The 17,181-nt window shown below is 55.6% G+C and carries 10 protein-coding genes; 8 read left to right on the top strand and 2 right to left on the bottom strand.

The window, feature by feature from the left end; translation table 11 throughout:
- The first annotated feature begins 71 nt into the window (after positions 1-71).
- The 4 genes from ACFPMF_RS21970 to ACFPMF_RS21955 all read left to right on the top strand — a co-directional run bounded on the left by ACFPMF_RS21970 (position 72) and on the right by ACFPMF_RS21955 (position 11,471).
- Positions 72-1,613: a lytic transglycosylase domain-containing protein gene (locus tag ACFPMF_RS21970; RefSeq protein ID WP_379849093.1), complete on the top strand. Its 1,542-nt coding sequence runs from the start codon at positions 72-74 to the stop codon at positions 1,611-1,613.
- Between the two features lie 357 nt (positions 1,614-1,970).
- A complete protein-coding gene (gene ruvA, locus ACFPMF_RS21965; protein WP_379849091.1) occupies positions 1,971-2,564 on the top strand; it encodes a Holliday junction branch migration protein RuvA in 594 nt (197 codons plus the stop codon).
- Between the two features lie 207 nt (positions 2,565-2,771).
- Complete coding sequence (gene sov / locus ACFPMF_RS21960) at positions 2,772-10,220, top strand: T9SS outer membrane translocon Sov/SprA (protein ID WP_379849089.1); 7,449 nt, start codon at positions 2,772-2,774, stop codon at positions 10,218-10,220.
- Positions 10,221-10,334: 114 nt separating this feature from the next.
- Positions 10,335-11,471 (top strand): BamA/TamA family outer membrane protein, encoded by a 1,137-nt coding sequence (locus ACFPMF_RS21955; protein ID WP_379849087.1) that lies wholly within the window; start codon positions 10,335-10,337, stop codon positions 11,469-11,471.
- Position 11,472: 1 nt separating this feature from the next.
- On the opposite strand, the gene ACFPMF_RS21950 is transcribed toward ACFPMF_RS21955, so the two are convergent.
- Positions 11,473-11,817: a DUF2752 domain-containing protein gene (locus tag ACFPMF_RS21950; protein WP_379849085.1), complete on the bottom strand. Its 345-nt coding sequence runs from the start codon at positions 11,815-11,817 to the stop codon at positions 11,473-11,475.
- Between the two features lie 25 nt (positions 11,818-11,842).
- On the bottom strand, positions 11,843-12,367 hold the full coding sequence (locus tag ACFPMF_RS21945) for a CD225/dispanin family protein (protein WP_379849083.1): 525 nt from the start codon (positions 12,365-12,367) through the stop codon (positions 11,843-11,845).
- 208 nt (positions 12,368-12,575) lie between these two features.
- Between ACFPMF_RS21945 and ACFPMF_RS21940 the strand changes: the two genes are divergently transcribed.
- The 4 genes from ACFPMF_RS21940 to ACFPMF_RS21925 all read left to right on the top strand — a co-directional run bounded on the left by ACFPMF_RS21940 (position 12,576) and on the right by ACFPMF_RS21925 (position 17,178).
- Complete coding sequence (locus ACFPMF_RS21940; RefSeq protein ID WP_379849081.1) at positions 12,576-14,705, top strand: outer membrane protein assembly factor BamB family protein; 2,130 nt, start codon at positions 12,576-12,578, stop codon at positions 14,703-14,705.
- 78 nt (positions 14,706-14,783) lie between these two features.
- Positions 14,784-15,164, top strand: a complete 381-nt coding sequence (gene gcvH / locus ACFPMF_RS21935; RefSeq protein WP_379849079.1) for a glycine cleavage system protein GcvH — start codon at positions 14,784-14,786, stop codon at positions 15,162-15,164.
- Between the two features lie 98 nt (positions 15,165-15,262).
- Positions 15,263-16,585 carry a dihydroorotase gene (locus tag ACFPMF_RS21930; protein WP_379849077.1) on the top strand — a complete coding sequence of 441 codons (1,323 nt, stop codon included), beginning with the start codon at positions 15,263-15,265 and terminating at the stop codon, positions 16,583-16,585.
- Positions 16,585-17,178, top strand: coding sequence for a DUF4199 domain-containing protein (locus tag ACFPMF_RS21925; RefSeq protein ID WP_379849075.1), 594 nt, complete (start codon positions 16,585-16,587; stop codon positions 17,176-17,178). The genes ACFPMF_RS21930 and ACFPMF_RS21925 overlap by 1 nt, the downstream gene beginning before the upstream one ends.
- Positions 17,179-17,181 lie beyond the last annotated feature (3 nt).

Here is a 17,181-nt window from a genome sequence, read left to right as displayed (position 1 = left end):
AATACTTAACCAAAATGTAAACCAAAAACCTGCTCATGTCGAACCTGAAGAAGACCCTTCACGGCCTCCGATTGGCTTGTACAGTCCTCATTTTCGTAAGCATTGCTCCCCGGAGCTGGGGCTTTTTTCAAACCGATACCACTAGCGTTAAAGCCGACACGGTACAGGAATCCGCCATCGAAGTGGCCGACGTCCCCGAAGTACTTTCGATCCCCGAAGAGGTGCTGCGCGATCGGCTGGCGAAACTGGAACAGTCGATTCCCCTCAATTACAACAAAACCGTCCACGGCTTTATTGATTATTTTACGTTCCGCAAACCGAGCTACACCAAGAAGGTCCTGGAGCGGGTGCCCATGTTTTTCCCTTTATACGAGCGGTTACTGGCCCAGTACGAAATTCCGGACGAGCTGAAATATCTCTCCATTGTGGAGTCATCGCTGGACCCTAAGGCGGTTTCCCGCGTCGGGGCCGGAGGGTTGTGGCAGTTCATGCCATATACCGGGGAAGAATACCAGTTGTATCAGGATGAGTATGTGGACGAACGGATGGACCCGGTGAAATCGACGGATGCCGCCTGTCGCTACCTGAAACGCTTGTACAATGTGTTTGGCGACTGGCACCTGGCCCTGGCAGCTTACAACAGCGGACCGGGAACGGTAAAACGGGCCATGCGCCGGTCGGGGGGCGATTCGTTCTGGACCATTTATAATTACCTGCCCAAAGAAACCCGGGCGTACGTGCCGCAGTTCATCGCCCTGACCTACATGATGAACTACGCCAACGACCACGGTATTTTTGCCGAACAACCGGAGTATCCGATTCCCTGCGACACCATTCACGTCAACGGCTATCTGTCGATCGAGCGGTTTTGTCAATACAGTGGCGTACCACTGGCCGAGATTCAGAAAATGAACCCGTCGATCATGACCGGGGTTTTGTCGGACCAGACTCGCGGCTTTGTCCTGCGGGTGCCCCGAGCGCATTTCGATTATTTTGCGTCCAACCGCCGGTCTATTCTTGATTCGGCTGGCCGGACCCCCGCGCTCGCCACCAACATGCTGCTGGCATCGACCGAAAGCGTAACGTATGGATCGGATCTGGCCCGGAAGCGGGATCATTTCCCGTTCACCGATGCCGATGAAGAGCAGGCCCGGGAATCGTCCCCCGTGGTTGCCGCAAACCCGATTGCCGCGGAGGACGATGATGTCGAAGAGGTGGTTCGCCGAAAACCGAAGAAAATCGTGTACGTGGTGAAAAAAGGGGAAGCCCTGTCGAACATTGCTGAAAAATACAAGGTGGAGCTGTACGACCTGAAAAAATGGAATCACCTGCGCTCCAACCGGATTCTGCGCGGTCAGAAACTGGTGATTTTGCGGGAACCGGCCACTCCGACAACGGCCTCGCGGCTGGCCCACGCTGGCAAAAGCCAAGGCAAGTCAGAAACCGCAAAAAAGTCGAAAACCTACAAACCAAAATACCACCGCGTGCAGGACGGCGATACGCTCTGGAATATTTCCCAGCGGTATAGCGACCTGACAGTGGATCAATTGAAAAAAATCAATAATATCAAAGGGAATTCGCTCAAACCGGGTCAGAAGCTGATTGTCGGCTAGGCCAAGCCGGGTAGCGCTGATGAGCAGAAAACCGGGATGAAAGCCTCTTTGTGGACTGACAAAGAGGCTTTTTAAGGTAATAAATCCGGATTGGCGGCTCAAACAAGTCGGACATCCTTCGTATCTTTGTTTGGTTAGCACACCGCAAAGAAGAAGCCATCGATCGATACGCATAAAGGGATCGTATCGTTCGAAAAGTAAAAAAGCATTTCCGGATGTGGCATACGTGATTCCCGGCCAGGGGAAATTCGGGAAGGCGAGTCGGTTGGGTGATCTCATCCAGCTTTTTAATGAAGGATAAAACGGCTAGAACCCCTGGAGGGAGCTAGCCCGTTCACCAGGTCGAATGAACCGAATATGATTGCTTATATTTCCGGAAAAATTACCCATAAGGAACCCACACTGGTTATTCTGGAAACCAATGGGGTGGGCTACGAAATTCACATCTCCCTGTATACATCGACGGGCTTGCCCAAGCTGGACGAGCCGTTTAAATTGTATACCTATCAACACATTCGCGAAGATGCTCAGACGTTATACGGTTTCGCGAATCTCGACGAAAAAATCCTTTTTCTGGATCTGATTGGCGTGTCGGGCATCGGCCCGAATACGGCCTTGACGATGCTCTCGACCCTGACGCCCGGTGAACTCCGGCAGGCCATTCTGATGGAAAATATCCGGGCTATCCAGGGAATCAAAGGCATTGGTAGTAAAACCGCCCAGCGGGTGATTCTGGAACTGCGCGACAAGATGAAGAAAGCCGGTATTCTGGCCCAGGCCGATACGCCCACTTACCGGATGTCGGCCAATCCCGTTCGCGACGAAGCGCTGGCGGCCCTCGTTACCCTCGGTATCCCGAAACCCGTTGCCGAAAAAAGCCTCGATGCCATTCTGAAACGGGAAGGTGAAGAACTCAACGTGGAACAACTTATCCGGCTGGCTCTAAAGTAGTTAAGTGTTGGGGCTTACGAATGAAGAGTGGGCGGAGGCATTCTTCAGCCTCTTAATTCTGAACTCTTAATTCTGGACTAAAATATTGGCCCGGTTTTCGCCGTTTGGTTGTAGAGAAAACTCTGTTAAATAGAAAACTACCTATTCCACCGAATCTAACTATACGTGCCTCTTTTGGAATGTGTTGAGTCCCACCGTTTGACCCCGATGCAGTTGGTAAAGGGTCGAATTGATCCCTGGTGGATTGTGCTGTGTGCGTTGCTAGTCGGTCCTTTCTGGATGAATTCGGCCGTCGCTCAAACGCCTGCACGTCGGCGTGCTGTTTCGCAGGCCGATTCCATCGCGCGCGCCCGTCAGGATAGTATCCGGGCGACCCGCGCTGCCGAACGCCGTCCGGTTATCCGTTGGCGGGATCGGTACGTGAGTCCTTTTTCGTTGACGGTTCCCAAATCGCCGTTCCTGTTGCGTGACCCCCGGGCGGTTTCCACCGATGTGCAACTCGACCATGCGGGTCAGATTTCGGTTCGGGAACGCGTTGGTGCTCAACCGGGCGTTGCCCGACCAACGATGCCCGGCCCGGCAACGGCTACTCCCCCCGCGGCTACAACCGGCGTCATCGGATCGACGGTGGGCGTTCCGGCGCTCCCCCGTTCCACCTATGGGCTGCCTTACCGCCCCGCAGAAACCATGTCGTTTCAGGAGTATAACCGGGTGCAGAACCAGCGGGTTCAGCGCGGATTATGGCGGGAATACAGCGCCCAGAGCGACGGCAAAAGTGCCGTCAGTGGGAGGGGGTTGCTTCCGAAGCTGGAATTACCCCCGGTTTTTGACCGGCTGTTTGGCGGCAATCTGGTCGATTTCAAGCCGAACGGTTTTGTGATGCTGGACTTTGGGTATCTCTACCAGTTCATCGACAACCCGGTTATTCCGGTTTTGCAGCGCCGGAATGGCAACTTTATTTTTAACGAACAGATTAACATCAACTTCAACGGGAAGATTGGCGAACGGCTGGGCGTGACGGCCAACTACGATACCAAGTCCAGTTTCAATTTTGAGAACGTCCTGAAACTGAACTACCGGCCACCCATTCCGAACCTGCCCAACGCCAACAACCTGACGAACGGTTTGCCCGGCACGGGCGGACTACCAACCAGCCTGTCGGCGGTCGGCGGGATGGGCCAGTCGGCGGTGCCGCAGTTTCAGCCGCAGGACCCCAGCATCATCCAGGGCCTAGAAGCCGGTAACATTAGCTGGCCGCTCAGCAGTCAATTGATTCCGGGCGTGCAGAACCTGTTCGGGGTGAAAACCCAGTTACGTTTCGGGAAACTGTATGCCACGCTGGTGGCATCGCAGCAGCGTTCGAAGCAGGAAGAAATCACGATTAAGGGCGGTTCGTTGCAGCGGCCGTACGAAATCCGGGTCGATACGTACGACGAAAACCGGCACTTTTTCCTCTCCAGTTTTTTCCGGGATAATTACGAACGGTCGCTGAACCGGTTGCCGCAAATCATGTCCGGGGTAACCGTTACGCGTTTAGAGGTGTACGTAACCAACCGGACCAATACCACCACAACCCTGCGGAATATTGTCGGTTTTGCCGACCTGGCCGAACCGCAGCCGTACAACCGGACCAACCCCAACCTGCAACCCATCAACGCCAATCCGGCCAGCCCGGCCGACAACACGCGTGGCAACGGGTTGTATAACCGGTTGAGAACAAATAACGCCGTTCGGCAGGTGGATCAGACGAGTTCGGTGCTGGACGGAACTTTCAATTTTGCCAAAGGCATTGATTACGAATTGCTGCGTGGGGCTAAACGCCTGACGGAAACCGAGTATAAATTTCAGGCCGAACTGGGGTATCTCTCGCTGGTAACCCCGCTCCGCAACGACGAGGTACTGGCGGTTGCCTACGAATATACCTATCAGGGCCAGAAGTATCAGGTGGGTGAACTGACCGAAAATTACCAGAATCGTCAGGATGATGAAGTGCTGGTTCTGAAGTTGTTGAAGTCATCGACGATCCGCAACAATACGCAGTTGCCGATGTGGAACCTGATGATGAAGAACATCTATTCGCTGAACACCACCCAGATCAACAAGCAGAATTTTCAGTTGCGGATTATCTACAAGGACGACCTGACCGGGATGGACAACCCGAACCTGCAGGAAGGGCCAGTCAAGGACATCCCGCTGGTGCAGGTCTTTAACATGGATCAGGTCAACGCGCAGCTTGACCCCCAGCGTGATGGAAATTTTGACTTTGTGGAAGGCATTACGGTTGATAGTCGCTATGGGAAGGTCATCTTCCCGGTTTTGGAACCGTTCGGGTCGTATCTGGCGAAAAAACTGGGGTCGGACGATGCACTGAAAGCCAAATACGTGTATAACGAACTGTACCGCAATACACTGGTCGATGCCCAGCAGGTGGCGGGCAAGAACAAGTTTTTCCTGAAAGGGAGTTACCAGTCGGCGATGGGGGGCGAGGTAACGCTGCCGTACGGCGTCGATGAAAAATCGGTGCAGGTCACGGCGGGTGGGGTTCCGCTGACGCCGGGCGTTGATTTTGTGGTCGAGTCGCAGATTGGCCGCGTGCGGTTTCTGAACGAAAGCATGATGAACTCCGGGCAGGAGATCAAGGTCCGGTACGAGCGCCCGGACCTGTTCCAGAACCAGATTCGGCGGCTGGTCGGAACACGGCTGGACTACAAGCTGAGTCCGGACGTGAGCCTGGGGATGACCGCCATGAATATGAAGGAAACCCCCGCCGGTTTTCTGACCCGGGTCGCCATTGGCAACGAACCGGTGAACAACACCATTCTGGGCTTCGATGCCACGATCCGGAAAGACTCGCGGATGCTGACTAAACTGCTCGACGGTTTGCCGCTGATTCAGACGAAAGAATTGTCCAGTATCGCCTTTCAGGGTGAGGTCGCGCAGTTGTTTCCCGGTGTGGCACCCCGCGTGAAGCAGAACTCGTTCATCGATGATTTTGAAGCCGCCCGCACCCTCTACGACCTGACCCGCCAACCGACGCGCTGGCGACTGGGCTCGACGCCGACCACGCCGGAACGGGCGTTTCCGCAGGGCACGGCGGCCGATCCGCTGGCGTATGCCTACAACCGCGCCCGGATTTCGGTCTATACGGTGGATAACACCTTTGCCTCGGCCACCACTGTTATGAACAACCGGGTGCCGACCAGCAACCTGACGGATGCAGACCTGAACAACCACTACGCCCGGTTTTTCCAGTCGAATGAACTCTTCAAAGGCCGCTCGCTGCGGCTGGTGAACCTGCCGGAAAATATTCTGGACGTGGCTTATTTTCCGAAAGAACGCGGGATGTACAACTTCAACCCGAATCTGGATGCCGACGGGCGCCTGACGGGGGATCCGCGCAAGAATTTCGGAGCCGTAATGCGGGCCATTTCGTCGGATGCCGATTTTGACAACGCCAACATCGAAAACATCGAATTCTGGCTGATGGACCCGTTTCTGGGACAGGTTGATCAGACGAACGCCATCATTCACGACGGTTTCGACAACAAACCCAACCTGACGGGGGGGAAGCTGGTGTTTAACCTCGGCGATATTTCGGAGGATGTCATCAAGGACAGTCGCTACGGTTTTGAAAACGGGCTGGCGGTTCCGAACGGGCTGACGCCCGATTCGACGCAGTGGGGCCGGGTGACGCGTTCGCAGTTTGTGACGCAGGCGTTCGACAACGTGACGCGTTCGCAGCAGGATGTGGGGCTCGACGGGTTGAGCAACCGCGAAGAAGTCCGGTATTTTCAGAATTACATCAACCAGGTGTCACCCCGGCTGAACGCAGCGGCCCGGGAGCGGCTGCTGAGCGATCCGGCCAACGACGACTTCATGTTCTATTACGGGCAGCGGGCCGACTCGGTGCGACACATTGTCAGCCGGTACAAGCAATACATGGGGATGGAAAACAACTCGCCCGAATTGCAGGATCGCAACCAGTTGGTGACGCCCGCTTCGACCACCTTGCCCGACATCGAAGACCTGAACACCGATAACACGATCAACGACAACGAAGCCTATTATGAATACGAGATCGATCTGCGGCCGGGCCAGTTGGCGGTGGGTCGGGGCTATATTGTCGATAAAGTAGACGTTCAGAAAGGCAATACCACCATCACCTGGTATCTGTTCCGGATTCCGGTCAAGGATAATCCGAAAAAGGTCGGGAACATCAACGGGTTCAAGTCGATGCGGTTTGCCCGGATGTACCTGACGGATTTTCAGGACCCGGTGGTGCTGCGGTTTGCGCAGTTGCAGATGACTTCCAACCAATACCGGAAATACACCGGCGATTTGTCGGCGCGGGGGCTGCAGGAAGTGCCGGAACCATACGACGCGCAGTTTAAAGTGGCCGCCGTGAACGTGGAAGAAAACAGTGCCGCCGGTCAGAATAAGTATGTGTACCGCGTGCCACCCGGTTTTCAGCGCGACCGTGACTTTACGCAGATCAACACGGTGGAACTGAACGAGCAGTCGATGAGCCTGAGCGTGACCAACCTGCGCGACGGCGATTCGCGGGCGGCTTACAAGAATACCAGCCAGGATTTGCTGTTCCGGGAGCGGTTACGGATGAACATCCACATGCACAACGAAGCCGACGAAAGCGGGCAGGTGTCGGCGTTTATCCGGCTGGGGACCGACTTTACGGACAACTACTACGAAATCGAAATTCCGAATCTGGTCAGTACGCCCGAAGGTCCCCAACCGGAAGATATTGTCTGGCCGGATGCCAATTACCTCGATATAGCCTTCGAAGAACTCATTAACCTGAAGGCGGAGAAAAACCGCCAGCTGACCCGGCTTTCGGCCGCGCCGTTTACGATGAACAGCCTCGATGGCAAGTACAAACTGACGGTGGTCGGGAACCCGGATCTGAGTTCGGTGCAGATTATTATGATCGGGTTGCGGAACCCCAGATCGCCGGACGAGCAGCCCAAGAGCTTTACCGTCTGGGTGGACGAACTGGTGGCGAATGGCTACGACCAGACCGCCGGGCGCGCGGCTGTTGGGGTGCTCAATGCCAAGCTGGCGGATGTGGCCACCGTGACCGCTTCGGGCAAGATCACGACGTTCGGTTTTGGCGGGGTGCAGCAACGGATTGCCGAACGATCCCGCGAGACGAGTTCGGAATACGGAATCCAGTCGCAAATTGCGGTCGATAAGCTGTTCCCCGAAAAATGGGGCCTGCGGATTCCGCTCTATGTCAACTATGACCAGCGCCTGATTCAACCGCATTTCAACCCGCTGGACCCGGACACACCGCTGGAAACGACCTTATCGACGATGGGCGAGAACGAACGATCCCGGTATCGACGGCTGGTGGAAGACCGCACGGTTCAGCGCGGGTTCAACCTGTCGAACTTCCGGAAGGTGAAAACCAATCCGAACGCGAAGAACCATTTCTACGATTTCGAAAACTTCTCGTTTACCTACGCGACCAACGAAGCGACCCGGACCAACATTCTGACCGAGCAGTATACCCAGCGGCAAACACGGGGTGGTGTTGCCTACATTTACAGTGCGCAGCCCAAACCCTTCGAACCATTCAAGCGGTTTCAGTCGTTGGAGCGGCCGTATCTGCGCTGGCTGCGGGATTTCAACCTGACGCTGCTACCAACCCAGGTGGCCATTCGGGGGGATGTGGACCGGAGTTTTATCAAAACCCAGCTCCGAAATTCGGAGCTGACCACGGCGGGCATGGTGCCACAGTTTGAGAAGTATTTCTGGTTTAACCGGGATTATGATTTGCAGTGGAACCTGACCCGAAACCTGATTGTGACCTACAAAGCCCACACCCAGGCCATCATTGACGAACCCGCCGGGGATTTGAATACGCAGGCGAAGGTCGATTCGGTTTGGGCCAATGCCAAACGGTTTGGCCGGACGAAAAACTTTGAACAGAATATCCGGACGACCTACCGGATGCCGCTGGATAAACTGCCGTTGCTCGACTGGATTGCCGCCGACCTGACCTACAACATCGGATACCAGTTTCAGGCCAATTCCTACGGCATTACCGATACGCTGGGCACGCCGTTTGGCAATACCGTCCGCAACAACCGCGAGTGGGGCTTGCAGGGCCGGGTGGATTTTATTCGCCTGTATAACAAAATCAAGTCGTTGCGGTTTGCCAACACGCCGTCTCCGCCCCGGAAAAATTTCACCCGGAACCCCGGCGACATCGAGGATATCCAGCGAACCGAAAGCCGGGTGCTGAAGAGTTTTGTCCGGACGCTGCTGACCGTTCGGGGCATCAACTTCAATTATACCGTCCTGGAATCGACGATTTTACCCGGCTTTATGCCGACACCGCGCTTCTTCGGTCTTTCAAGGGAGAACGCGCCGGGGTTGCCGTTCGTGCTCGGTAGTCAGGATCGGAACATTCACCACAAAGCCGCCGAACGGGGCTGGCTGACGCGCAGCGTGGTGCAGAACCAGCCGTTTACGCAGACGCTCGGCAAACGATTCGATGCCCGCACGACGCTGGAACCGTTCAGGGATTTCCGGATCACGGTCGAAGCCCGGCTGACGCGGCAGGATAATTACCAGGAGTTTTACCGACCCGATTCAACGGGCCGGTTTGTGAGCCAGAGCCCGCTGCGAAACGGGCAGTTCAGCATGTCGTTTTTGTCGTTCAAAACCGCGTTTATGAAACAAAACCGCGACAACTCTTCCCCCATTTTCGACCGGTTTGCCGAATACCGCAAGATCATTTTGAACCGTCTGATGGGATTGAACACGGGCGTAGGAACGGGGGGGGAATACAACCTGACTTCGCAGGATGTCCTGATTCCGGCGTTCTTTGCGGCTTACAGTGGGAAAGATCCCAATACGGTGAAAATCAATCCATTCCTGCGGTTTCCGTTGCCAAACTGGCGGGTCGATTACAACGGTCTGTCGCAATTGAAACCGTTCCAGAAACTGTTCAGCGCCTTTACGCTGACACATAGTTACAATTCGACCTACAGCGTTGGAAACTTCATTTCGTCGCTGGATTACGAAGCCGCTTACGTCAATCTGGCCGTCATGGGGTATCGTCTCGGAAATCGGTTCAACGACGAAAATCAGTTCATTCCGATTTTTGTCATGAGTACGATTACGATGACCGAGCGGTTTGCGCCCCTGCTGGGGGTGACGTTCCGGACGCAGAGCAAAATCAGTGGGGGTATGGAGTACAACCAGGACCGGAGCGTGGCGCTGAACCTCTCGAACGCCCAGGTCGCCGAACTGAGCAATAAGGACATCACGTTCCGGTTTGGCTTCACGAAAACGAACTTCCGGATTCCGTTTAAAATCAACGGTGCTTACCGCCGGTTGAAAAACGACCTGACCTTCAACTGCAACCTGACGTTCCGTGATACCCGCACGGTGCAACGGAAGTTTGACGATTCGAATACGGCTTCACCGGACGATAATGGCGTCGGTGAGCAGATCATTACGGCCGGGAACGTCAATTTCCAGTTGCGGCCGCAGGTGAGTTACGTCGTCAGTCGCCGGTTGAATGTACAGGTGTATTTTGACCGGACGTTCAACGATCCGCTGGTGTCCAATTCGTTCCGCCGGGCTACTACGGCGGGTGGGGTGCAGGTACGGTTTAACCTGGCTGAATAAAACCGGGTTTTGCCGGTTTTATTCAGCGTCCGCGTTGTAATCATTCGGGCGTTTTTTCAGTTATACATTAAGTTTCCATTAAAACCAGACGGTTTTGGGAAGAGCAATGCAGCTATGAAAAACCGCCTGAAGGTTCTTTTTTTTGTTCTGTTTTCCGGTTTGATGATTTCTCCGGCCAGCGGGCAGGGCCAGTTGATCCGTTTCGTCAACCGGGTGCTGAACGATACTTCGTCGGCGGCAACCTCCAAATTGCTGATTTTTCCTACGGCCGGTTTTGCCCCCGAAACCAGCGTGGAAGTAGGGCTTCGGGCGTTTTCGCTGTTTTACGCCAAAAAAGACACGACCGTCAACCGGCTGAGTGAAATCGTGCTTTATTCCTTCGTGACCTTCAAGGGACAATTTGGTGCGTTGCTGGAGAATGCGGCTTATACGCATAAAAACCGGTATTTCTTTCTGGGCCGGGCCAAATACCAGCAATTTCCACTGCTCTTTTACGGGATTGGTCCCGGCACGCCATCGGCGAATCCGGCGCTCGTCAATTCGCATTATGTACAGGTTCGGCAACGCATTCTCCGGCAGGTGAATCGGAACTGGTATGCGGGCATCGAAGCCGATTTTCAGAGCCTTGGGCGGGTGACGTTCGAACCGGATGAACGAAACCATTTCGAGTTGCCGCTGGGCGGTAACGGTTCAACCACCGTAGGGCTGGGGGCAGCTGTGGTGTACGACGACCGTAAAAATGTACTGAACGTCCGCAAAGGCCATTTTCTGGAAACCGGAATCTTGTGGTACCGCCCCGGTTTTGGCAGCGACTTCCGCTACCGGAGTTTGGTACTCGATGGCCGGCTCTATCGGCCGCTGGGCCGGCTCAACCGGGTGCTGGCGCTGCAACTCGCCGGAACGTTCATGACGGGCGATATTCCGTTCAATAACCTGGGCCTTATTGGGGGCGAGTCGCTGATGCGCGGGTATTACCTGGGCCGCTACCGCGACAAAAACGTGCTGGCCGGACAGGCCGAATTACGCTGGCTGCCCTTTGGTTTCAGCCGACGCTGGGGCGGAACCGTCTTTGCGGGGCTGGGAACGGTGGCCCCGACTGTCGGTTCGTTTCAGGCCAATCAACTGCGCTGGGCGGCTGGCGGAGGATTGCGGTTTCTGTTTTTTCAGAAAAAAGACATCTTCCTGCGGGCCGATCTGGGCGTCACCCGCGAAGGAACCGGTTTTTACATTTCGCTGGGCGAAGCCTTCTGAGTCAGAGCACATTCCGCCCGATCCAGTAGGTCAAAACGATACCGAATACCACCCAACTGGCGGTTTTACCGTAGAAGCGGTTTTGAACGGTCGCGTACGTTTTTCCCAGAGGGGTATATTCCAGCATTAAACCCGCCAGAAGATAAGGCAAGGACAACACCAGCAGCGGGTTATACCGATATGCCTGGTCAATGTGACCGTGTAGCAGTTGGTGTAAACACCGCTGCGAACCACAGCCGGGGCATTCCAAACCGGTCAGCAGGCGGAACGGACAGGGCGGAAAAAACGATTGCTGTTCCGGGTCGAACCAGAAATAAACCGTCGCAATCCCGAGTAGGACGAACAACGGGATAATTCGCCGGGAAGGCTTCCTAACGGAATGAGCTCCAGATGCCACTGAATACGCCGATGAAGATGGCCGCGATGTATAAAACCCAAAGCCCGATGGCGACGAAAAAGCTGACTTTAGTCCACTTTGCGGCTTCGTCCGATGCCCGTTGAGCCCCCGCGAAATCACCGTTGGCATACCGGGAATCGACATTCGACGCGTTGACAATGCCCGCAATACCGAACGGGAGGCAGCAGAATAACGTAGCCAGAATGGACTCAACCAGCCAGCTTTTGGGTTTGGGCGGCATGTTGCCCAGCGGTTGATTGGGCGTATACGACTCCTGAAAAGGCCGGGCGACCGGCGGCACCGGCACGGCAGGTTGGAAGGGTTGGCCGGATGCGCCGGAAAGCCATTCGTTGATTTCGGGAACGGTTTGCGCAGCCACCCAGTCGGGCAGGCCCTGCGCCCACACTTTGGTGGTCGGCTGGATGTTTTTGCTGCGTAACTCGTCCAGGCTGAACGGGCCAAACTGCTGGTTGCCCTCCAGGTAGTAGTACTGCTTCATGTAAACGAAATAAGGATTAGTTTGGAATAGACAGCCGGGCTCTTTCCACGGTTCTCACGGTAAAAGTGAACGGATTGGTAAGATAGAAAAAGAAGCTGATTCGGCATGGGGCCGGTGGCCGTTTTTTTAATTAATGGCTACAGACAGTATTTATACGCCGGAATCCGTCTTTAACACAGTCAGATCGAATCGTTTAAAAAGAAAACCGATGCCCCGACGTTTCGCGACCCTGCTCCCGGCCGGCCTCTTTGTTTTGTTGGCGATTTTGCTCCTGACCACGGCGTTTCAGGGCGTACCCGATACCGACTGGCGGGAATACAACGGCGATGCTGCCCAAAGTCATTTCTCCCCGCTGAGCCAGCTAACGGCCGACAATGTCGGGCAACTGACCAGGGTGTGGGAATACGCATCCGGGGGTGTCGATTCAGTCCGCAATCAGACCCAGATGCAATGCAACCCGATTGTGATCGACGGCATTTTGTACGGGGTGTCGGCGGGTTCGCAGGCGTTTGCGCTGGACGCGGCTACCGGTCGGGAACGGTGGAAAACCGCCTTGGACGACACGACGTTTAAAATGACCAGCCGGGGCGTGACGTACTGGACTGACGGCACCAGCAAACGGATTTTCTTCGCGTTTGGCCACCTGCTCTACGCGCTGGATGCGAAAACCGGAAAACCGGTGCCGACCTTTGGGCAGGGCGGCAAAATCAACCTGCGAACCGGCCTGGAACGAGCTGGGGCGGATGATTACGTGATCGCCAACACGCCGGGCGTGGTGTTTGAAAACCGGATCATTGTCGGCGTCCGGGTTTCGGAAGGGCCAACCGCTTTAAAAGGGGATATTCGGGCGTATGACGTTCGCACGGGCCAGCGGGTCTGGACCTTCCGGACGATTCCCGAACCGGGCGAATATGGCTATAACACCTGGCCGAAGGACGGTTATTTGAATGTCGGGGGAGCCAATAACTGGATGGGTATGGCCCTCGACCGGCAGCGGGGCATCGTGTATGCGCCCACGGGTTCGGCGGCTTTTGATTTTTACGGCGGCAACCGGCCCGGTGCGAACCTGTTTGCCAATTGCCTGCTGGCGCTCGACGCCCGAACGGGCCGGCGCATCTGGCATTTTCAACTGGTCCACCACGATATCTGGGACCGTGATCCGCCCGCTCCGCCGAATTTGCTGACGGTGGTGCAACCTGGCCCGGATGGTCGGCCCCGCAGGATCGACGCGGTGGCGCAGGTGACCAAACAGGGGCAGGTTTTTGTCTTTGACCGGGTGACCGGAAAACCACTGTTTCCGGTGGAGGAAAAACCGTTTCCGGCCTCCGATATGCCCGGCGAACAAGCGTACCCAACCCAGCCCATTCCGCTCAAACCGGCCCCGTTTACGCGGCAGACTTTTACCGAAAAAGACCTGAACGAAACCGTCGCGGATCGGGACGATATCGTGCGCGAACTGCGGGCCAGCCGGACCGGAACGCCGTATTATCCGGTAGGCCGGCAGCGAACCATTTTTTTTCCGGGAACCGATGGCGGGGCGCAATGGGGCGGAGCCGCTGTTGATCCGCAGGGCATTCTGTACGTGCCGGCCAAAGAAATTCCGGTGTATACTACGCTGGTCGATGCGCCCAAACCCACGGCGGTGAGTAGCGCGGAAAAACTATACGCAACGAATTGTGGTGCCTGCCACGGCCCCGATCGCCGGGGGGATCATAGCGGGGCGTATCCGTCGCTGCTGGCCATTGCCGACCGCATGAAACCGGAGGCCATTCACCAGTTGCTGCTGAAAGGACGGGGCATGATGCCCGCGTTTTCGCACCTGTCGGTGGCGGAGCGGACGGCAATTGTGGATTTCATTGCGGGGAAAAAAAGAGCTCAGCAGGTGGTCGCGACGACCCCGGCACGCACCTGGTTGCCGTATCAGCACACGGGTTATAACCGCTGGTACGACCGGAACGGGTACCCGGTGAGCCGCCCGCCCTGGGGGACGCTGACGGCCATCGACCTGAATACCGGCGATCACCGCTGGCAGATTCCGCTGGGGGAATTTCCGGCGTTGACCCGGCAGGGGCTTCCACCGACGGGAACCGACAACTACGGTGGGCCGGTGGTCACGGCCAGCGGGTTGCTGTTCATTGCGGCAACGCCCGACGCCAAATTCCGGGTGCTGGACCGCCAGACGGGGAAACTGCTCTGGGAAACCCAACTCCCGGCCCCCGGTTTTGCTACGCCGGCGGTCTATTCGGTGCGTGGAAAACAGTATGTGGTGATTGCCTGCGGAGGTGGCAAATTGAAAACGCACTCGGGCGATCGCTACGTGGCCTTTGCGCTGCCGTGATGCAAACAAAGGCCGGGCGGAAGGTTTGGCAAAACCGTTTTATCAGTGTAAATTGCAGCGCAAAAATCAACCGTCCGTATGAATTTTCCCGGAGAATTAAAGTATACACAAGATCACGAATGGGTTCGCATCGAGGGCGATACCGCCGTTGTCGGTATTACGGATTTCGCCCAGAGTGAGTTGGGTGATATTGTTTTTGTGGACATTACCAGCGTCGGTCAGAGTCTGGCCAAGGGAGATATTTTCGGTTCGATCGAAGCGGTTAAAACCGTATCGGATCTGTTTTTGCCCCTGGCGGGTGAAGTACTGGAAATCAATCCCGAGGTTGAAAAATCGCCCGAACTGGTCAATGATGATCCATATGGCCGGGGTTGGATCATTCGTCTGAAAGTGACCGACGGAACGGATGCCGATGACCTGCTATCAGCCGACGCCTATAAAGATTTGGTGGGTGCCTGACGCACCGAATGAATCAGGAAGCTCCAGCCGGGGCTTTTTTTTTGCATTTCCGACCGCCGGGCTGCGGCCAACCGTTTGCTGGCGGAGCTATTATACCCATGAAACTACTCATCCGTGCCGCCCGAATCGTAGACGTTCAGTCGCCCTTTAATGGACAGGTTCGTGACGTTCTCATTGAAAATGGTTTGATCCGCCAGATTGGCGAGTCGCTCGCCGTCGATTCGAGCGACTCGGAGAATTCACTCCAGATCATCGAACAGGAAGGCCTGTGCCTTTCGCCGGGCTGGTTCGATTTGCGGGTGTCGGCCAAAGACCCGGGGGACGAACACAAGGAGGACCTGACGACGGTTTGCCGGGCCGCCAGCCGGGGCGGTTTTACGGATATTGCGGTCTTGCCCACGACCAAACCGGCCCTCGACTCAAAAGATACGCTTGGTTATGTCCGGCAGATGACGGTCGGCCAACCCGTGACGGTGCACCCGATTGCGGCCATTACCAAACGAACGGAAGGCAACGATTTTACGGACATGATCGACCTGCATCATGCCGGGGCGGTGGCGTTTTCCGACGGCGAACACCCGCTGATGAATCCCGACCTGCTGCTGAAAACCCTGCAATACCTGCAACCCTTCAACGGTTTGCTGATGAACCGGCCGGAAGAAATCAATCTGACTCATTTCGGGCAAATGAACGAAGGGCTTTCCAGTACGCTGCTGGGGCTGAAAGGCATGCCCGCGATGGCCGAAGAAATGCTGATTGAGCGCGATCTGCGGCTGCTGGAATACGTGTATCCACAGACCGGTTCCGGACGAAACACCGGGGAGACGGAAGGGGCGGTTTTGCATTTCTCGACGATCTCGACGGCGCGGTCGGTGGAATTGATTCGGCGGGCGAAACAGCAGGGGTTGCCGGTGAGTTGCGATATCGCAGCCCACCAGCTGGCGTTCGACGACACCGCCCTGATGGGTTTTGACACGAACCTGAAAGTAAATCCGCCGTTCCGGTTGGCAACGGATGTGGACGCCCTGAAAGCCGGGCTGACCGACGGAACGATCGACGCCATTGTGTCGGATCACAACCCGCAGGACGACGAAAGCAAGAACATCGAATTCGATCATGCCGAGTTTGGAATCATTGGCCTGGAAACGGTTTTCAGCGTGGTTCGGACCCATTTCGATACCTTGCCGCTGGACCAGTTGATTGCTAAACTGACCGTGAATCCTCGTCGGATTGTGCGGTTCCCGGCCCTGACCATTGAGGAGAATCAACCTGCTACACTGACGCTGTTCGATCCGGAGCAGGAGTGGACGTACGAACGGACGGTATCCCGCTCAAAAAACTCACCCTTTTTGGGCAAGACCTTGCGGGGGAAAGCGTTATGGATTATTAACAAAGGCCAGATTAGCCATCTATCAACTTAGTGAAACACTTTATTTCGTACTTTAACCACCCCCTGCTGAAACTCCCGGTTTTCTTCGGATTGCTGGCGGGGCTCCTTTGCTTTCTCTATTTTCTGGCGCTGTATGCCATTGGAGTTGTGCCGCTTGGCAATATTCGGGTACCGGATTTCGGTTTTCAGATCATCATGATGGTCACGGCGGTCTGGTATTACCGCAAATACATCGGGCACGGTTTTCTGCATTTGTGGGAGGCCCTGACCATCTGTTATATCGTCAATACAGTGGGTGCCCTGCTGACCGCCTGGTTGATTTATCTGTTTGTGAAATACATTGACCCCGAGGTGTTTACCCGGTATCTGGACGATCTGCGGCAGTTACTGATTTCGACGAAGGGACGATTGATCGAAACCCTGGGGCAGGCAGAATACGCGAAGGCCCTCAAGAATATCGACCAGATTACGCCCGAAACGCTGGTGGGCGACGAAATTAGCAAGAAAACCGTACTGGCGGTTTTGCCGGTTCTGATCATTTCGTTACTTTTCAGGAAACAGGATTATAGTTTGTACAATCCGTCATCCGACGCTCCCAACCGTTCTAAAACCTCCAACTCTTAACAA

The sequence above is a fragment of the Larkinella bovis genome (genome assembly GCF_042655385.1).
In the GTDB taxonomy this organism is placed as follows: Bacteria; Bacteroidota; Bacteroidia; order Cytophagales; family Spirosomataceae; genus Larkinella; species Larkinella bovis.
The sequence above is the reverse complement of the archived record's forward strand: the minus strand, read 5'-3'. Positions and strand labels throughout refer to the sequence as shown.